Annotated in this window: 20 protein-coding genes; 2 read left to right on the top strand and 18 right to left on the bottom strand. The window is 33.9% G+C overall.

Features of this window, described 5'->3' with window-relative positions:
* Positions 1-40: 40 nt before the first annotated feature.
* The 7 genes from ACIQ1H_RS04575 to ACIQ1H_RS04545 form a co-directional block, all read right to left on the bottom strand.
* Positions 41-610 carry a cysteine hydrolase family protein gene (locus ACIQ1H_RS04575; RefSeq protein WP_402886849.1) on the bottom strand — a complete coding sequence of 190 codons (570 nt, stop codon included), beginning with the start codon at positions 608-610 and terminating at the stop codon, positions 41-43.
* Positions 611-774: 164 nt separating this feature from the next.
* Entirely contained in the window at positions 775-1,521 is a 747-nt protein-coding gene (locus ACIQ1H_RS04570) for a polysaccharide deacetylase family protein (protein ID WP_402886847.1), read from the bottom strand.
* A gap of 243 nt (positions 1,522-1,764) precedes the next feature.
* Entirely contained in the window at positions 1,765-2,400 is a 636-nt protein-coding gene (locus tag ACIQ1H_RS04565; RefSeq protein WP_402886845.1) for an O-methyltransferase, read from the bottom strand.
* Positions 2,387-2,767, bottom strand: coding sequence for a hypothetical protein (locus ACIQ1H_RS04560; RefSeq protein WP_402886843.1), 381 nt, complete (start codon positions 2,765-2,767; stop codon positions 2,387-2,389). Before ACIQ1H_RS04560 ends, ACIQ1H_RS04565 begins: the two co-directional genes overlap by 14 nt.
* 262 nt (positions 2,768-3,029) lie before the next feature.
* Positions 3,030-3,650 carry an NAD(P)-dependent oxidoreductase gene (locus tag ACIQ1H_RS04555; RefSeq protein ID WP_402888546.1) on the bottom strand — a complete coding sequence of 207 codons (621 nt, stop codon included), beginning with the start codon at positions 3,648-3,650 and terminating at the stop codon, positions 3,030-3,032.
* 94 nt (positions 3,651-3,744) lie between these two features.
* The gene (locus ACIQ1H_RS04550) at positions 3,745-4,395 is read right to left on the bottom strand and encodes a hypothetical protein (protein WP_402886842.1); all 651 of its coding nucleotides are present in this window, start codon (positions 4,393-4,395) and stop codon (positions 3,745-3,747) included.
* Between the two features lie 145 nt (positions 4,396-4,540).
* Entirely contained in the window at positions 4,541-4,936 is a 396-nt protein-coding gene (locus ACIQ1H_RS04545) for a hypothetical protein (protein ID WP_402886840.1), read from the bottom strand.
* Between the two features lie 376 nt (positions 4,937-5,312).
* Between ACIQ1H_RS04545 and ACIQ1H_RS04540 the strand changes: the two genes are divergently transcribed.
* Positions 5,313-5,768 (top strand): hypothetical protein, encoded by a 456-nt coding sequence (locus tag ACIQ1H_RS04540; protein WP_402886838.1) that lies wholly within the window; start codon positions 5,313-5,315, stop codon positions 5,766-5,768.
* 181 nt (positions 5,769-5,949) lie between these two features.
* On the opposite strand, the gene ACIQ1H_RS04535 is transcribed toward ACIQ1H_RS04540, so the two are convergent.
* Positions 5,950-6,252 (bottom strand): hypothetical protein, encoded by a 303-nt coding sequence (locus ACIQ1H_RS04535; RefSeq protein ID WP_402886837.1) that lies wholly within the window; start codon positions 6,250-6,252, stop codon positions 5,950-5,952.
* A gap of 691 nt (positions 6,253-6,943) precedes the next feature.
* Here ACIQ1H_RS04535 and ACIQ1H_RS04530 point away from each other — a divergent pair.
* Positions 6,944-7,231 carry a transposase gene (locus ACIQ1H_RS04530; protein WP_402886835.1) on the top strand — a complete coding sequence of 96 codons (288 nt, stop codon included), beginning with the start codon at positions 6,944-6,946 and terminating at the stop codon, positions 7,229-7,231.
* Between the two features lie 91 nt (positions 7,232-7,322).
* Here ACIQ1H_RS04530 and ACIQ1H_RS04525 read toward each other — a convergent pair whose 3' ends face one another.
* The 10 genes from ACIQ1H_RS04525 to ACIQ1H_RS04480 all read right to left on the bottom strand — a co-directional run bounded on the left by ACIQ1H_RS04525 (position 7,323) and on the right by ACIQ1H_RS04480 (position 18,045).
* Entirely contained in the window at positions 7,323-7,523 is a 201-nt protein-coding gene (locus ACIQ1H_RS04525; RefSeq protein WP_024360941.1) for a cold-shock protein, read from the bottom strand.
* 331 nt (positions 7,524-7,854) lie between these two features.
* Positions 7,855-8,412, bottom strand: coding sequence for a DNA-3-methyladenine glycosylase I (locus ACIQ1H_RS04520; protein ID WP_337982163.1), 558 nt, complete (start codon positions 8,410-8,412; stop codon positions 7,855-7,857).
* A 30-nt stretch (positions 8,413-8,442) separates the two neighbouring features.
* On the bottom strand, positions 8,443-9,039 hold the full coding sequence (locus ACIQ1H_RS04515) for a class I SAM-dependent methyltransferase (RefSeq protein WP_402886832.1): 597 nt from the start codon (positions 9,037-9,039) through the stop codon (positions 8,443-8,445).
* Positions 9,040-9,396: 357 nt separating this feature from the next.
* On the bottom strand, positions 9,397-9,588 hold the full coding sequence (locus ACIQ1H_RS04510; RefSeq protein WP_172771839.1) for a hypothetical protein: 192 nt from the start codon (positions 9,586-9,588) through the stop codon (positions 9,397-9,399).
* Positions 9,589-10,125: 537 nt separating this feature from the next.
* The gene (locus ACIQ1H_RS04505) at positions 10,126-11,700 is read right to left on the bottom strand and encodes a right-handed parallel beta-helix repeat-containing protein (protein ID WP_402886831.1); all 1,575 of its coding nucleotides are present in this window, start codon (positions 11,698-11,700) and stop codon (positions 10,126-10,128) included.
* 230 nt (positions 11,701-11,930) lie between these two features.
* Positions 11,931-12,836 carry a hypothetical protein gene (locus ACIQ1H_RS04500; RefSeq protein WP_402886829.1) on the bottom strand — a complete coding sequence of 302 codons (906 nt, stop codon included), beginning with the start codon at positions 12,834-12,836 and terminating at the stop codon, positions 11,931-11,933.
* 77 nt (positions 12,837-12,913) lie between these two features.
* Positions 12,914-14,596 carry a methyl-accepting chemotaxis protein gene (locus tag ACIQ1H_RS04495; RefSeq protein WP_402886827.1) on the bottom strand — a complete coding sequence of 561 codons (1,683 nt, stop codon included), beginning with the start codon at positions 14,594-14,596 and terminating at the stop codon, positions 12,914-12,916.
* Between the two features lie 371 nt (positions 14,597-14,967).
* A complete protein-coding gene (locus tag ACIQ1H_RS04490; protein WP_402886826.1) occupies positions 14,968-16,521 on the bottom strand; it encodes a YndJ family protein in 1,554 nt (517 codons plus the stop codon).
* Positions 16,490-17,101 (bottom strand): DUF4166 domain-containing protein, encoded by a 612-nt coding sequence (locus tag ACIQ1H_RS04485; protein ID WP_402886824.1) that lies wholly within the window; start codon positions 17,099-17,101, stop codon positions 16,490-16,492. The genes ACIQ1H_RS04490 and ACIQ1H_RS04485 overlap by 32 nt, the downstream gene beginning before the upstream one ends.
* Positions 17,098-18,045, bottom strand: coding sequence for a DoxX-like family protein (locus ACIQ1H_RS04480; RefSeq protein ID WP_402886822.1), 948 nt, complete (start codon positions 18,043-18,045; stop codon positions 17,098-17,100). The genes ACIQ1H_RS04485 and ACIQ1H_RS04480 overlap by 4 nt, the downstream gene beginning before the upstream one ends.
* Positions 18,046-18,361 lie beyond the last annotated feature (316 nt).

Below are 18,361 nucleotides of genomic sequence, written 5' to 3'. Positions count from 1 at the left end.
GCACGTAATTGTGCTCTTCTTTTTTTTGATTTTCGAATACCTATATTTCTGTTCGATATTGATTGTGGTTAGGCTCAAATACACAATCTTGAGCGTTTCTGACAACAGCAAAATTATCAACATTATAATGACCGTGTAGTGTTGCATTGTGATGGGCAATAATTTGTTCCGCAGAAAGTGCCTTTGAATCTGTTGTTGAATGCCCGTCTGCAACTAGTGTAACATCGAACGATTGCACTGTTGCTGATCTCACTGCAGTATCGATACAATGCTCTGTTTTACAGCCCATTATGACTATATGATGCACGTTCTGATCTTTAAAATATTGCAGCAAGTCTGTTTGATAAAAAGCATTTGTCGCCAGTTTATCAATAAATATTGCGTTATCTGTTGGGATATTGATTTTATTATGAACTTGGAAACCTTGCCCTTGTCCGTTAGCAACATCTTTATCTCGAACAAAAACAATTAAAGCATTCTCTGTTATTGCTTGTTGAATTACGTAATTAATATTTTCAATTAATCTATCTTTCTGAAATACTTCTTGTTCTTCATTATTACCATCCATTAATTCTTGTTGGGCATCAATCACTAATAAAGCTTGCTTCATTCATTTCCCTCGTCTCTATATTTTAAAATTTTTAATTATTCCATTAATTACTATAATATATAACCAACATACTTGAACAGAAAAACCTCGAAAAGTGCACACTTCTTTTGCGCATCTAATCGAGGGTATCATTTTTAGTTGTGACCATTTCTAAACTAAAATCATTATTTATTTTCATCTAATTTTTTATTTGCCTTTTGTACCTCAAGTAGTTCTGAAACTGTTACAAATTTGTATCCTTGCTTCTCAAGTTCAGGTAGTATTTTTTCTAAAGCTTTAACGGTTTGTGCTCGATTTCCTCCGCCATCATGAAAAAGTACGATATTTCCTTCTTTAGCTCCTTTTAATACAGTGTGAACAATTTTGTTGACGCCAGGGCTTTTCCAATCCATCGTATCTTGATGCCAAGACCACATCACTACTTTATATCCCTCTTTTGCAACAGCTTCAATCATTCCATCTGTATATTGTCCTTCAACTGGTCGGAATAAAGTCGGTGTATACCCAGTAATACCGTAAATCGTATCGTGTGTTTGTTTAATTTCCTTCAGTAAATTTGGGACTGTCGTTCGTAATGGGTGTGTATATGTGTGAATGGCTAATTCATGTCCTTCTTCATACATTCGTTGCACAACTTCCGAGTTTTTTTCTGCATTTTCTCCAACGACAAAAAATGTTGATTTCGCTTTGTATTTAGCTAATACATCTAATATCTCTGATGTGTACTTTTTATGAGGACCATCATCAAAGGTCAACGCTATTATCTTTTCATTCGTTTTAATTTCCCACAATATTTGGCCTGCTTCTTCGTAATATTTCCTCCCTTTATCGGCAGAGAAACTTTCGCTCACGAAAAAGACAGATACAGCCAAGATACAAATAGGCACGATTACCAGCAGAAACTTCTTCAAAAATATTCACTTCCCAGAGAAAAATATTTAGTACTTTATTATTTGTTGATTTCTTTAAAAAATGCTTTTTAAATTAAAATAATAACTATCATCAGAAGTATAAAAATACTACATCTTTGCCATAATAAATTTAAAGCCATAAATCTCCCTAAACATCTTTTAAGCTGTAGCTTTTATTGCTACAGCCTTTTTTTGTTTTAATAAATGTAAAAGACCTCGAGAGCAAACTCTCGAGGCTTTCATTTATTTTACTTTTGAAATTGTGATGCCATCACCAATTGGGATAAGAATAGATTCTAATTGAGGGTGATTAGCCACTGTTGCATTAAATTTCTTCATAATATCTGTGTAACGTTTACTTTTTGCATTCTGATCTGCTACACTGCCACCAGCAAGGACATTATCAGTAACGATTAAGGCTCCTTCTTCAGCAAGTGAAATACAATAGTTTAAGTAATTTTCATAATTATCTTTATCAGCATCAATAAAGAAAAAATCAAATCGTTTTTTATGTTCTGCTAAAGTTGCAAGACTTTGTAAAGCTGGTCCAGTCATATATGATACTTGCTGACTAAATCCCGCTTTCGATAAGTTACTTGCAGCTAGCCTTGCATATGTTTCCTCTAATTCAAGGGAAGTTAAATTCCCTGTACTCCCAAATCCTCTAGCTAGACAGATTCCGCTATATCCTCCAAGAGCACCTATTTCTAATATTTTTTTGGCGCCAGAGATCGAGACGAGCATTGTTAGAAATTTACCCGAGGAGGGTGAAACAGAGATTGAAGGCATGCCATTTTCTTCTATAGATGCCATCACATCCTCCAATAATGGATCTTGATGATAAAAAGTTGTATCGATATAGTGATTAATTTGTTGCATTACTATCTTCACCTGCCTCCTCTTGCAGCATAGGTTCTTTATTATCTGTACTCGTATTTTCCTCTTCACTTACCATTTCCATTGTTTCATTTTCTTGAATTTCAAATAATTGAATGAATTCATTAATGACCGTATCCATTGCTTTTAATTCTCCAATTAATATTGGTTGAATTGATTGATACTCAGGCTGTTCTAGTTGTTGTTTAATCGTTGCACGCTTTATATTCAGTGTCTCTAAAAAGGCTATAGCTCTACCTCGACGAAATGTCTTCGGTCCTCGATGATGCGATGAACTCTCCTTTCCTCTATAACGCTCGCCACGATGGTGTCCTTCTCTTTTATATTCTTTAAATTCTTCTCTTCTCATTTTATATCCTCCTTTTGTATACAAACGTATACACTTTGATATAAATTGATTGTATACATTTGTATACGCATTGTCAATAATATACTTACTTCTAAAAAACTTAGCTTTCACAAAAACTCTCCTGTTTTGGGCTACTTTTTATTGAAGTAGCTTTTTTCACTTTTTTTACATTAATCATCATTAGTTATCAAAAAACACACTAGCTTTAACAAAAATTGTTAAAACTAGTGTGTTTAATTTTAGGCAAATACGACAATATCTTTTAGTAAGCAATGCCCACTCGAGATTTTACATATTTTGTACTTTGAATTTGTTGATAGGTAAATTCGGCAGTATCTGCTACTGATATTTCATTTCCACCATCGGGTAGAAAATCTCGTTCTACGCGATAGTGACCAGTATAATGTCCATCGGGTAAATATGTAGGACAAACAATCGTCCATTTCATATCCGATTGTTCTAATATTTTCAAAACATTATGATGTTCCTTAGCTGCTCTTGTTGTCTTTCTTTTCGATTCACTGGATTGATATCTTAGCAAATTAGGTGTTAGACGACTTTGTAATATTCCTGCTGTTCCTACTGTAATAATTCTGTTTATCTTTCTTTTTTTCATCTCTTGTAAAATTAGAGGAAAACTATCTGTAAGAGTTGATGCGCCATCAGTATTTAAAGTACTAATGACAATATCTGCTTTAGCCATAGCAGACGCAATATCCTCACGATTTAAGACATTCCCTTGCTTAACAAGTAAGTTTTCATCGGTTATGTTTAATTTACTTGGCGTACGTACTAATGCTATGACTTGATGACCATCTTTTAATGCCAATGAAACGACATGACTACCTACACGGCCAGTAGCGCCTAAAACTAATATATTCAGTATAATCACCTCTTTCCTAGCGATTATATCATAGGTCCTATGCATTTACTTTTGCATAACAATAGGCACATCTCAAAGAGTGTGCCCTTGTTTACTATTCGATATAGGATGTGGCAATAACTTGTGCTAACGTAGTACCACCATCAACATTTTCATAATTATATGGACCTAACGGTAGACCCCATACTTCAACAAAATCTCCCTCAAGGAATTCTGTTGAATGATAACCGATCGCAAATATAGCGTTAAAATCCATATCCTCAATTAAAATCACCGACACTGGTGTCCCATCATCTAATGTTTCCTCTTGAATCTGAATAATATCGCCTGCAAAGTTTACCATTTGCTCTAAATATGGCTTTACATTTTTATTTAAATGCTTAGATGTGATTTTATCATCTGCAAGCTTTTTCGTCTTTTGAATTGCCTCTTTTGATAATGCTGGGAACAAATCTGGATTTGTTGAAATGAAATTATATGATTGCTTATCCAATGTTAATTGATCTTCCGTAATACTTGGAATATCTTCTAAATAATTTCTAGCGTAATTCACCGTTACTACTGAAGCAGCTGCTTCTTGTTCTGCTTCGTCTTTGATTTCGGTTTCTTTTTCAGATGATGTTTCTTCCTTCTTTGCTTCGCTCGATGGTAATGAGGTGTTCCCACCCTTACTCACTTCATTTCCACATGCTGCTGCCATAATTGCTAGTAGAGAAAGTACAGCCATTAATACAAACTTCTTCATTACTAAGTCCTCCCAAAAATTCTTTTAACATACTAAATATACCAATAAAAGGAGGTATAAACTATAATAATTTTACAATATTATTCAATTTAAGATAGTTATTACTATCTATTTTCATTGATTGCCAGGGACATTTACATCCAATTCAATCATTATTGGTCAGTTGGACATCCACAATAAATAAATCAAAGCTATTTTTTTGGGCAATATTAGTTACTATTTTTTGAATTTTGCTCTCCGTTCTATTATCTAATTTCTCTAAATCATGTAAATGGATTGTAATAATCTGATTGTCAGAGGAGTCTATTAAATATTCAACTGTACTATCTGGTTGATAACCTTCAGCCCGTAAAGCCAAAATAATTTTTTTTGTTAATTGTGTACTTTGTAATTTCTGTGCTATGTCCTCAGCGTTTGTTTGCGAAAAATTATTTTGAGTAATTTGTACAGTTGAGGGCATTTGATTTTTTAAATAAATTGCTAAAAAGATAATCAACATAATCATGATATAAAAAAAGCCTCTTTTTAGTTTTAAATGCACCCTCTCTAGCTCTCCTTTATGAATAAATGACGAAACCTTAAAGAAATCCCTCTTATAGAAGTAATTTTATTATTAAGTAATAGCGATTGTATTAGATATATGTAGTTCATTACAGTGATATAACTTCATGTTGCATTCGAATTTGAGTAATGGTCCGAAGCTATTACCTACTAAATTATGTTATTTGACCTTATATTTTTTATACCATCTGTTTCTTTTAGGTATACATACCAATTTAATTTTGTGAAGCTATATTTCAATTTAAATCTATTTGTTGGACATTTTACCAAGTCAATCATATTTCATTTCATAGTATATAAATGTAAGGCTGGCGCTGGCACTACACAAAATACTAACAAAAGGGAGATAATAGATAATGCAAGATAATAGATATTTCAAACATATGAATTGGGATTATAGCAAATTTGAAAAGAAATGTTGCTGTGATAAACATGACCAAGGACATAAAGAAAAACCATGCTGTCATAAATATAATGAATGGAAACCTGAAGAGCATCATTGTAATTGCAAAGAAGAGAAATCTTGTTGGAAAGAAGACAGAGATGAATGTAAAAAAGAGAAACATTGCTGGAAAGAAGAGAAAGATGATCATCAATGTAAAGGCTGTATTTGTCATCTATTAAAACGGTTTGAGCTAGGAACTACAGTTGATGTTTACTTATCTGGTGGAGGTAGCTTCCGTGGCGTTGTATTTTTAAAACTAGATAATCGAAATTGCTGTGCATACTTTGTTGAGCAGGCAGCAGCATCTGAACCAATTATTATCGATTGCGAAAAAATTGACGCGATTAGACGTATTGCTACTGTGTAATTATAAACTAGAGGTCATCTAAACTTAATAAGCATCTGCTTGCAATCCAGAATAATTATTACCGTGCTGCTCAGACAAAGTCTGCTGCGTTTTCCAGTCATTATTTTATTCCGTCATTGTCAAGTAGATGCTTTCTATATGATATCTGACTATTTTATCGTACTTCAGTAGTAATGCTCCGTTAGCTATTAACTATTACTTTTACAATTGGTTCTAGCTTTCCAATAAATGCATCTCCTAAATAGTCCACATCTATTACAACTGCGCGCGGTTCAAAACGTTGAATACTATCAATAATACGTTCGGTATTCCGTCTCTTTGCAAACTGAAAAGGTACTTCATGCTCCTTTTTCTTATCTCTTACCCTTTTTTCTGGGTAAGACATAACAAATGTAGATAAAATATAAGCTACATTTTGCAATACTTCCTCAACACCTGTTGCACAAAAATTAATATTGCTCGTAGCAGTCACTTGATGTGTCATCCAATCAACCTTTCTACAATAAACCATTTAATCATTATCTTGTTACGTAAACGAATAGTATCATCCTTTTTTCTAATACTGATGCTTGAATTTTTACTTGATTCAAAGCAACACTTAGTTATGTATGCCAAAACGGCAAAGTATATGATTAGTAACAATATGCATAGTCTGGATTTATGTTTAGAAGCACCTTATCTTGTTAAAGCATAATAAATTACATATAGCCAACTAAAACAACCGTGTATAATAGCCCAAATTATTGAATGATTGACACTCCACGATATTGTTATCGCTAGAACAGAACCAAATCCTATTCCATTTTTTACAACCGATTTATTCTCCATGTTATACACCTTCCTTTTCGGACTTTTGGTGTGTAAAACACGACTAACTTTTATTTTCATTTCCCCCTTTCTCCACATATTATGGCGATAACAGTTGTTTCTTATGTTGGTTCATAAATCATTATATGTTTTGTAAGGCACGACCATCCTATATCAGCATATAAATTTCTAAATTACTTAACTGGTGATACCTTATATACGCTCTCTCGTAATCTTTATTACCCGATTATCAATTATTTAACACTTCTTATTCCTAAAATGCTGTTATTCATTAAAAAGAATGTCTAATAAAGCGAATGTTTATGTCTAAAAGACTGTGGTCATAATTAAGGAAAGGAAGTGATGGATTGAAAATTTTATTAGTAGTTACAAGCATATTTGTGCCTTTTGTGATGGTATTGCTTCAATTGAAAAGCAAAATCGTACGTTCTTTGTTTAACATTTTAGCAGTTTTAGCTATGATTTTTTTCGGGGGCATTGCATCCACTTCCATCTATCAAATTATTGTGGATAATGCAGTTTTTATGACCACGATCCATGCCGTATTTTTAAATCCATTATTTTTAATGGCAGGCGCTTATATTGGCGTCTTCATTATTTACAGGCTCATGCTTTTAACATGGCATGAAAAGTGACAATTACCCATTACAAACAGGTAGTGACTATTTCTTCAACAAAAAAAGAGGCTATCCAGATGGATGCCTCTTTTGCAAATGCATTTATTAATTAAAGTTTAACGATGTTTTTAGCTTGTGGTCCGCGGTTACCGTCTTCCACTTCAAATTCAACTTTTTGACCTTCGTCAAGTGATTTGAAACCTTCACCTTGAATCGCTGAGAAGTGAGCGAATACGTCTGCTTCACCTTCAACTTCGATGAATCCAAAACCTTTTTCTGCGTTAAACCATTTAACTGTACCTTGTTTCATATACGAAACCTCCAAAAAAAATAAATTAATAAACAATTTCTTTTTAAAAAAAATTCACCTATTATAAAAAGTACCGAAAAACACGATTACTTTTTGTAATAGGTGAATTCAATATTTTAAATCAAGAAATCTTTTTATTAATTTCATTATATACGAAAACATACCAATTGTCTAGCTGAATTTCGTTAAATTTTAAAGCAATCATGCGATACGCCTTTATTTATGCCACTTTTCAATTGCTCAAATTCAATTTTAGAGTTGTTAATTGAAGGCGCTTTCTTATAAACGATACATCTCGTTTTACTATTTACTACAATAAAACGCCTTGCTTTTAAACTTGTCGACAACTGCAATCTACAATGTGATCATTCACCATACCTACCGCTTGCATAAATGAATAACATATCGTACTTCCGACAAATTTAAATCCATCTTTTTTTAACTGTTTGCTCATCTGTTCACTTAACTCTGTTGTCACAGGTACTTCGGCGATAGTTGCCCAATTGTTGACAATAGGCTGATGATCTACAAAGGACCATATGTAATCAGAAAATGATTTATGTTGTTGTTGTATTTTTAAAAAAGCTTGCGCATTCGTTACGACACTAGCTATTTTAAGTTTATTGCGCACTATCCGCTGATCCTCTTTTAGTTCAGCTAACTTATCTTCTGAATACGTGACGATTTTGGAAGCATCAAACTTATCAAAAGCTTCACGGTAGCCCTCTCTTTTTTGTAAAATGGTCCACCAGCTAAGTCCAGCCTGTGCTCCTTCTAAACATAGCATCTCAAATAAATGTTGATCGTCATAAACTGGCACACCCCATTCCTTGTCATGATAATCTACGTATAACGGCTCGTCCAACTTCACCCATTCACATCTTTTCATCATTCAACCTCCATTGTATTTTTTATCGGACTATTTCGTGCCCATTATATAAAGCCAGCCATTTCTCTTATGTTCTTGTATATTCACAAATTGAAAACCTACGTGGTCAAATAGCTGTCTTATTTCTTTATTGGTCTTATAGTCCTCTCTATGATAATTGATTTTATAAAGTTCTGAAATGATAATAAACTGACCATCTTTTTTTAAAACCCTAAATACTTCTTTAACATCCTCCGCAAAGTCTTGCCAAAAATAATGTGTTTGGCATGCTATTATTTTATCAAAATAAGCATCTGGATAAGGAATATTAGAAACACTTGCCTGTTTTACAATTACTTTGCCACTAGCGACATCTTTGTGATTTACTTTCGTTGCATTTCGTATCGCTTGTGCGGAAAAATCAATTCCATAGATTTTTCCATGGTGATTAACTCTAGATAATGCTTGAATTGTTTTTCCACCACCGCATCCTATATCTAAAACAATATCTCCATTCTTGATTGCACCACTTTCGATTAACCAAGAAGTCATTCCACGGTGAGCAACATTCATAATACGTAGCATTATTGACCCTATTAACCCATTTGGGTGCTTTGCCTGTTCAATAAGCCTTTGTAAAATTGTCAATATAATTAACCTCCTATACCACGATAATTTTTTCCGATGTCTACTTACGTTTGGGCTATGGTTGAATTTAATGCTTTGAAACTGATATTCGATTGTTCTACTAGATAATTGCTTTACATTTTCAGCAGCAAAGCTTTTCGTATTATTGCGTGTCCGTCCCTGTAAGTTTCCTATATAATTTTTACGTTTACAAAACCTAAAAGTTTCAATAATTACCATTTTGATACATAAAAAAATCACAGTTACATTTCACTGTGATTTTTTCGATAAATATATATATAAGTTCACTTTATATGGACAAATTTTTATTGTTTTGTCTGGACATATTTTGCAAGCCTTCGACAAAAACACTCTAAATTAATTTAAATATGTATTGTTTGAAGTATTTCGTTCGCGCTCATCTATTACTAGATGGATAATAAATGCTAACTGTTGTTCAATTCGCAGATTATTTTGATGAAAAATATCAGCTATTGCACTTTTTTGGTTATCTGCTAGTTCAACCTTCTTCAGCATCAACATAATTTCTTCTTTCGAAAGCCCAAACATCTTTAATCACCCCATTTCATATTTCAAAAATAATTCACTATTCCAAAAACATTATCCAAGTTCTAGTACTCAAGACAAGCATTATTATTAATGAACCATTTTTACTAATTATAGGATATAACATACGAAATAATCAATCTAAAAACTAAATTTTCTAATAATATATTCTTCTTTAGCAACTCTTATTATTATATTGTATATAATATTACAAATATTTTATTCCATAATTCCAATAAATTAACAAGGTTTTCTAAAATAATACTATCTTAGGCAATAATTAAGAATGACAATATACTTGTAAAAAAGAATACTTTAATTGTCGAAATCCAGTAATCTTTGTCAATATTTTGCATCAAAAAAAAGTAATGTTCAAGTATTTTCACTCGTATTGACCAAATATTTAATGTATTCGCTGCTTTACATTCTTATAGCAATTTTGCTTATTAAAAATGAAGCGTGTTAGGGCTAAATATACGTTTATTGACATACAAAAAAGTAATTTCAAAATTCTTTTGAAACTACTTGTGCTACCCTTTTTCATTTTTTTCCATTGCTACTATTACATGTACTGAAACTGTCAACAGATCGCTGTATTTTTTCTGATGTTACAGGCTGCGTGGTTGGACGGCTGATTCTTGAGGAGCTATCTCTTTGGCATTGACTATCTTTATATTGCCCACGTATATAGAGCTGACTTTGTTCTTGTACAATAGCTACTGTTTTCATATGCGCTAAACTCATGTTGACGATTTCGAGAAGTGATTGATTGGTCATCGCTAAAAAAGTTCTATCTGTTTCATCGATTGCACAATTTTGGATACGTCCCATTGACTTATCAGACCAAAAAATCGAATAAGGACTTTGCTGACATTGTAAAAACTTACTATCCACTACTTCCACAATTGCATCAATACACGTAATACCGTTCCCTACAATATGTTTAAAAGTACAATTATTCGCAAAAAGACGTGCATTATTTATATAAATATGATGGCTTTCAAATTTCTGTATACGTGAATTTTTTATGGTAATCTTCGCATGGTCGTTGCCATAAATTCCGCCCGTCTGCCCAAAATGTATTTTACACTGATCGACTACAAGCCCACTTGCGTCTACAATAACATGGAATTGTGTATGGTGTTGGATATCACATTCAGTCATTATTACATCGGATTCATTGAAAATCGTAACTCCTGTTGTACTTCCCTTTTTCACATGACATTTCCGAACCTCAGCTTTACTATTTTCAATAAACAATTGTGGCTTTACATGTTTATAAATCTGGCAATCATAGATAATTGCCTTTGATTTTTCCCCTATATATAATCCGTTACTTTGTCCGTATGCAATGATACTATCTGTCGCAACCATTTTGCTTTCATGAACTACCACATTTGTTCCTATATGATGTTTAATCTCACAATGATCCATTGTTAAGTCAGAACCACTAATTACTTGAATACCTAAATCCTTTCCTCCGTGAATTACTGTATTTAGCATATTGATTGTACTCGAAGCTCCAACAATTTGTGTTTTTTTGTGCCCATGGATTTCACAATCTTCTATCGTCATTTTTACATTTCTAATGGCAAAAATTCCATTCATCGCACCCTCTAGCAACAAACATTTTGACATTGCTATTTCACTATTTTGTATAATAATTTGAGCCTTGGTATGTTGTTGTATCGAAGACTCTGAAAGCATCACGCTAGATCCATTATCAATTCTAAGTCCAATTTGATTGGATGGACTTGCTATTATATCGACATTTTTCATCAACAGACTTCCAAAGTTAACTGTAACTTGCGTGCTCACCCTTTGTTGCTCAATTACACAGTTTTCAAGCTGTAAATCACCTTTAATATAAATTCCCTGACCTTGACTAAAACGGAGATTACGCATTTCTACATGTGTTTGATAGCGAACAAATACACTACCTTTAATTGTGACATCACCTTTACCGTAAATCGTTAACCTTTTTGATATCTCTATACTTTCTTCGTAAACGCCATCCCTTATTTCTATAAAGTCTCCTACTTCAGCATCCTGCAGCGCCTGGTTAATATTTTGATAACGATGCATTATACTCCTTTTTACAACAAGTGTTGCCATCCACATGCCTCCGATCTTTTTGTTTCAATCCCTCTACATCCTATTTATATACCCATTGAACTACCTGTTATTCAATTTTGTACAAATAATTTACAATATATATGATGTTGGCTTCAACTCAAAAGAAATGGCAATAGTATCAACTGATATTTTTATGTAACAATAGTAAAAATAAAAAATAAAACCAGCAATAAAGCGATACATTCGCCTATTACTGGTTTTTTGCTACATTATTTTTTTCGTTTCATAAAGAATATTGCTATCATCACTGCGACTAGTGCAATGACTGCAATAATCCATATCATACTTGAGCTAGTTGAAGTTTTATCGCTTCCTTCATTCTTTTGCTGATCTTCTCGGAGTGTTGACGTTCCTTCATACTTGTTTGTTGTATCTTCCGTTGTTTGTTGTGTTGTCGAAACAATTTGAATGTATTGTATTGTTGGTGCATCTGATGTCTGTTGTTCATGTCCATGATGGTGACCACCGCTCGTCGTCAAAATAGATTTTTCTAAGTTTTGACCAATCCAGCTTTCAGGGTCAGTTGAATCAGCAAAAATACGAGGATGACCTGATAACATATACGTTTTGCCATCAACGATAACGCCCATGTTATCTCCTGTTACGACATCTTCAATTGTTCCAGTTGGGCCATAAGAAAAACCACCCATTTGAAGTAAAGTATGTCCACCCATATCCATATCTAAGTTTTCAGATAAAAAGGTAATATACTCTTCTTTTGTCAACGTTGCATCTGGTTTTTCAAATTCATATTTATTATGCAGTAATGCTGTATTAATTTCTTTATACGTAATGTCTCCCTCTAGTGAAGAGACATATTCTTCATTTTTTGCTGCTTGGGCAAGCTCTTCCACTGTTGAACCTTCAAGACCGAAAAAAGCTCCTATCCAAGCTGCAAAATCTTTACGGGATAAGTTTTCAGATGGGTTTAGTGCCATGTCGACACCATTATAACCAATAAGCCCCATACTTTGAAGGACCATGATTTCTTCTAGATTCGCTGAAGTTGCAGAAACATCTGTATAAAGCATACTTTTGTCCATCGTATGCGCAGAGGCTACTGCAGGCGCCATAAGAAGTGCACTCATTAATATTAATAGTATATATTTTCTCAATTTTACTCCACCTTCCATTACAACAGTATAGCTCCTAATTGTGATGAAAGTATGAAATCCGATTGGTTTAATCATTTTTATAATTTAAATTTACCAACTAGGTCATTTAAATTTTCTGCCATTTCCGCTAAATTACTTGAACTATTTTTAATTTCATCCATAGAGCTAGCAGCTTGTTCAATCGTTGCAGAGGTTTCTTGAATTCCAGCTGCTGATTGCTCTGAAACAGCAGCAATTTCATCAACTGATTTATTAATATCCATCGTACTTTGAACAACTTCCTCTAACTTAGTAGACATTTGGACAATGCTAGATGACATGGAATAAACAGCATTGGCAATGTCACTAAATGTCTCATTAGTGGAAACGATTTGGGTTGTTCCTTTTGCAACCTCTCCATAGCCTTTTTCTAAAGATGCTGTGACAGTCATGGAATCATCTTGAATTATTTTAATAATAGTCGTGATTTCATTAATGGATGCAGATACTTGTTCAGCAAGTTTTCGTACTTCATCTGCTACGACGGCAAAGCCCTTACCATGCTCGCCAGCACGTGCCGCTTCGATTGCAGCGTTTAGCGCTAATAAATTTGTTTGTGCTGCAATTTCATGAATGACCGCAATAATTTTAGAGATTTCTTGTGTTTGTTTATTTAGCTCGTCAACCTTTTCAACCGAATCCTTCACAATAAAGTCAATGGTCATCATTTGCTGTGTAGAAGCTTCCATATGCTCTTTACCTTCTTCGGTTAACTTCATCACAGATTCAGAAAACTGATAGACATCCTTACTACTTTGGTTGACGTCCGTTACTTTCGTTGAAAAGTCAGTCATGCTTGTCGCAACATCAGAAGCATTACTCGCTTGCACTTCTGTTCCACTCGCTATTTCTGCAACCGTATCAACGATTTGCTCTGTACCTTCTTTTACCTCTGTAGCTGATTGCATTAATTCCTCACTGTGTGTAGCCACTTCATTTGAAACAGATTGAATATGCTTTAACAAATCATTTAAGATTTGAGACATAGTGTTTGTCGCTTCTGTTAATTGCCCTATTTCATCCTTTGTTTTTACAATTAATGCAGGCTCACTTAAAACACCTTCTGTAATGCGTTGCATGCGTTTAGTAATTAAAATAATCGGCTTCGAAATAAGACGCGCACTAATTAGCGCTGTAATAATTGCAATGACGACTATAAGTAGTCCAACGATAATACTTGCTGTTTGCTTACGCTCACCTGACGTAAGCAGGGAATCCCCTACCGCATTAATGGATTGTTTTCGTTGTTCTGCTAAACCTTCGTAACCTTCACGAATTTCTGTAGCTTTTGTATCCATTGCCGCTAAATTATGTACAGCTAATTCCACATTTCCTTTGTCATATACATCAAATACTTCTTTTTGGACATAGCTACTCCATTCTTTTGCCATTTCCGCATATTTGGTAAATTCCGATGATTCCGAAATAGATAAACGTTTTTGTTCATTTTCTAGTGCTCTTTCTACGTTTTCATTATAAATATTTATATATTTTTCATTACCAGATAACACATATCCACGTGCTGCCGCAATCCGTAAACCAATTGTTGATGCTAACTCATAATCTGTTATTAATAATTGTAATTCCTCATCTACAATTTGTTCAGTTGCCTTATTACTTTGCGAGATTTCATAAAAATTAAAACTAATATAGAAAACAATAACTGCTACTACAATACTAAATGCAAAAACAATTCTTTTGCCAATAGATTTAAAGTGCATTATTCAATCTCCCCTTTTTTAAAGTCATATTTTAATCCCCTTCACTTTGCTAATGAAATATAATATAAAACTTTTTTAAACCGAAAAAAATCTTTGCTTACAATCAAGAAATTTTAACTCTATTGCACAATATTAGTAATCTACCATTTTTCATTTGTTTTAGGATGATTTTAGAATTTTTCTTATATAAAATTGAATAAATTAGTAGTTTCTTTGTGTTTTTCAGCATCCTTTTTACAATTTGTTTTCCCTATTGGATTATAAATGAGGGATAATACTAAGACTTTTCACCCGTTTTTGATGGTATTATAGCTACAAAATAAAATCTCCCATTTCATTTTCAAAATGAAATGGGAGATTTATGGGTCCTCTTATTTTTGTTCGATCTGATAATCTATACGTAAAAAAGGCAGTCCAAAAATGCTCATCGTATGAACAGCAGATAATGTTGTCTCATTTTTAGCACTAATAGTAAAATGCTCATTTAAAGGCAGTTTAAATACATAGTGTTTCATTGCTAAATAGATGCCTGCATCCCCTCCTCGGGAACTTGTTATATGTAATTTCCCATCTTTTTCATATACATATAAAATACCTATCATTGTTGAAAAAGGAAGCGGTAATGCAATATTCATATACGTTGTTTGAGCTGTCGTATGTTGTGAATATATGGCCACAAAAGTTGTTTGCTCATCGATTTTTCGAATCCATGCACGTGGGGCATGTCGACCATCTTGTCGTTCATCTACTTTGACAATAATGCCATTCATCTCTACTTGCTTGCTTGTCAAAGGTAAATTAAGCTGCTGCATCCAACGACTTATACCTTGATAAATAAACGCTAGTGGTTTAAACCATGTCCGCCATTGTACGGAAGCATTTAGTCGATAACAGTTTGTTTGTTCGTAAAAATGAGGAATGACTTGAGGAAGCTTACGCGTATCTACAAAATCTTGAAGTGCATCAACTAAACCTGCATGGGCATCTCCTGTTGTATGTAATTTTTCCCGTATACGACTTACTGGAAAAGTAAATGGTTGATTGGTAGATTTCGGGACTTCTAAGCCCCATGCGATTACGCCGACTAATCCAAACAGCAAGCAATTCATTAAGCCATGAAATGTTAGCATATCAGGTATACTGATAAGAATTATGCCAGTTAAATTACCAAATGCGTAAAGTAAGGACCATAATATTGTCAAACATAATGAACCATATGAAATCCGCAACAAGAGACCCTGTCTTCTAGGCAAACTTGTCTTCAACGAAAGTGGAAACAGCCAATAGATAGCACCTATGTAAAGCGCAACTGACACAATTTCAATGATTGTTGAAAACGTAATTCCGAGTGCAACAAGCATTGGACCTGTCAATAAAATCAAAACGACGATATTGTATCCTTTACTTTTATGTATCCTTCCAAACAAACCAATAGAAATAGCTAATAAACATGCAGAATAATGAAAGTGGATTGCAGTTAACCACGTAATTAACGGCGAAAATCCTGTATCAATCTGTGCAATATAAGCAAAAAACCATAGTCCTCCAATAAATATATATATGAGCCCAATATCTATAGCGATTTCAGCGGTATTCGTAAAACCTCGCTGTAAAAATCGTGTCAAACCCTGTAATGCAATAAACGCTGTATAAAGAACATACACAACAGCTAAGTAAATTGCTAACTCACTATCAGCTAACCAACGTAATAATGTTACAGCAAGCATCATCGCAATTATAATTACATGACCTTTTTTATCGAAAGCAACAACCATTTTTAACATAGCAGGGACTAATACAAGTTGAGCAAATGTAAGCAAAATCAAATAATCGGGTTGCTTACTATACAGGTAGCAGATGATTATGAGTACCCAACCAATTAATAACACAGGACTAAAGAGATTTTTGCGTAAATTCGCCAGCATACATCATTAACCTCCCTAAAAGTGGATTATGAATATATACATGAATTGTAAAAACATTTCTGTTATCATCATAGCCTTCCTCGACGATTACACGCCCTTCTAACATTTTAGGAATTTTACATTCTAGTTTAGACATAACAAAACGCTGTGCGCCAGACCGTATTACTAATTTTCCCTCTCGTGTTACAGAAAAAAATAAGTCAGAATAGAAAAGAGCTGGTGAGCCCAAATAATCCTTTACAACTTTTTTGACCGGATCTACCGTCATTCTTGCATCAAAATGCCTTGTTTTTTTAGTCATAAAAAAAGTTCGTTTCCATTTTACTTCTAGTTCTCCATTGGGCAATTGGCGACAAGTATTGCTTATTGTAAATGGGATATGCTTTCCTGATTCGGGAAATAAAAACTTAAACCTTGCAGCAATCATATAAAAAGGACGCATCCATTTTGCACCTGATTCTATGCTTTGCATAACACCTTTTGCATAAAACGTTTGATTTAATGGTAATGCATAGCGTTGTTGCAGTTTCGGATGAAGTTTTTTAAAATCCTCACCTAATAATGTTTGGTAAATAGTCATCCATTTTCCCCTCGCTTTCGTTTACAACTTTTCGCACTAGGTAAATCTTTACTAAGAATAAACCCGACAATGGATAGTACCCATAATGCGCCATTAAAGGTCACTGGATTAAATGGCGCCATCGCAATATTTGTATTTACAAGTACTGCGCCGAACGTTAATAATGGAAACAAAATAATTTGTAACCGAAAGAGCATCCGCTTCCCTCTCGGTAATAACCAGCAAAGCGCAAAAATCATTTCTGCAATACCAATACAAAAAACTAGAAAAGTCTCATTATTTAGATTGGCGTCACTTGTCGTTGTTGTGGCACCATTCAGAATGGAAAGTGATTCCTTTACCATCATTACTTCTTCAGGATGCTGAATCATCACCTTTGGTACAAGGCCATGGTACAACCAAACAATGCAAAAGAATAAACTAATAAGCATGGTTAAAAAGAAGCGAACATATTGGGTACTTGGTTTTTCTCCCTTCTCTAACCATCTTTTTAATACGTCAAAGCTGAGTGCTGTTGCCCACCCCATTAGTGGACGAAACGTAAAATCTAATAGTTTTCCAAGTTTCCCATAACGCACCTCATAATCATATTGCGTTAAAAATGTTACCCCTTGCTCTTTAGGGATATACCTCCAGTATCCTTTTCCCTCTGCAATTGGCGATATTTTCTGGGGAGTTCCAAAATGCAAAGAAGAAATTTTCGTACCATCTTTTTTCATATGCTCCCCTTTGCTTTCTCCCCAACCACTTACTGTTAAACCAGGCATAACCTTCGTTTCATAGGTAAAGCGTTGTGGTTCATTTGGAAACTTTTTATCTTCATATGTAATTTTAGTAAAACGCAAATCCCACTGCTCATGGAGCTTCGGATTTTGGGTATATTTCCATGCATCTTCAATTGATGCTTGCATATCAATCTCAACGTAAATCGGCTTTTTCTTCATTCCACTCTCTCCTCAAGAAAATGTACCTAAAACTCTTTTTCTTCACACCTTTGTTTGTGTTCAAATTTTCAATTTAGAATCTCGAAACTAGCGAATACAGTTTATACTATATTTAACATTATAACAGTGAATTTCCTATGATTAACCCCGACATTCAATAAAAAAGCAGCTCCCATAATGAGAGCTGTTCACAATATAGATAAAAGGCATCAAGTTCACACTTGATGCAGTAGGCGCCACGGGTAAGTGCCAGGCACTCAAACAATTATACTGACTGGAGCGGGTTTCGACATACATTACAGATTGTAGCTAAGTG

Origin of the sequence: Lysinibacillus sp. NPDC097279 (genome assembly GCF_044761745.1) — a bacterium.
Taxonomy (GTDB): Bacteria; Bacillota; Bacilli; order Bacillales_A; family Planococcaceae; genus Lysinibacillus.
The sequence above is the reverse complement of the archived record's forward strand: the minus strand, read 5'-3'. Positions and strand labels throughout refer to the sequence as shown.

What these genes read in the sequence shown, in the direction of transcription:
- ACIQ1H_RS04575 (WP_402886849.1), bottom strand. Translation starts at nt 610, where the DNA reads ATGAAGCAAGCTTTATTAGTGATTGATGCCCAACAAGAATTAATGGAT.
- ACIQ1H_RS04550 (WP_402886842.1), bottom strand. Translation starts at nt 4,395, where the DNA reads ATGAAGAAGTTTGTATTAATGGCTGTACTTTCTCTACTAGCAATTATG.
- ACIQ1H_RS04480 (WP_402886822.1), bottom strand. Translation starts at nt 18,045, where the DNA reads ATGAAGAAAAAGCCGATTTACGTTGAGATTGATATGCAAGCATCAATT.
- ACIQ1H_RS04510 (WP_172771839.1), bottom strand. Translation starts at nt 9,588, where the DNA reads ATGTTTGGGCTTTCGAAAGAAGAAATTATGTTGATGCTGAAGAAGGTT.
- ACIQ1H_RS04525 (WP_024360941.1), bottom strand. Translation starts at nt 7,523, where the DNA reads ATGAAACAAGGTACAGTTAAATGGTTTAACGCAGAAAAAGGTTTTGGA.
- ACIQ1H_RS04565 (WP_402886845.1), bottom strand. Translation starts at nt 2,400, where the DNA reads ATGCAACAAATTAATCACTATATCGATACAACTTTTTATCATCAAGAT.
- ACIQ1H_RS04560 (WP_402886843.1), bottom strand. Translation starts at nt 2,767, where the DNA reads ATGAGAAGAGAAGAATTTAAAGAATATAAAAGAGAAGGACACCATCGT.
- ACIQ1H_RS04485 (WP_402886824.1), bottom strand. Translation starts at nt 17,101, where the DNA reads ATGACTATTTACCAAACATTATTAGGTGAGGATTTTAAAAAACTTCAT.
- ACIQ1H_RS04495 (WP_402886827.1), bottom strand. Translation starts at nt 14,596, where the DNA reads ATGCACTTTAAATCTATTGGCAAAAGAATTGTTTTTGCATTTAGTATT.
- ACIQ1H_RS04540 (WP_402886838.1), top strand. Translation starts at nt 5,313, where the DNA reads ATGCAAGATAATAGATATTTCAAACATATGAATTGGGATTATAGCAAA.
- ACIQ1H_RS04520 (WP_337982163.1), bottom strand. Translation starts at nt 8,412, where the DNA reads ATGAAAAGATGTGAATGGGTGAAGTTGGACGAGCCGTTATACGTAGAT.
- ACIQ1H_RS04490 (WP_402886826.1), bottom strand. Translation starts at nt 16,521, where the DNA reads ATGCTGGCGAATTTACGCAAAAATCTCTTTAGTCCTGTGTTATTAATT.
- ACIQ1H_RS04535 (WP_402886837.1), bottom strand. Translation starts at nt 6,252, where the DNA reads ATGACACATCAAGTGACTGCTACGAGCAATATTAATTTTTGTGCAACA.
- ACIQ1H_RS04505 (WP_402886831.1), bottom strand. Translation starts at nt 11,700, where the DNA reads ATGGCAACACTTGTTGTAAAAAGGAGTATAATGCATCGTTATCAAAAT.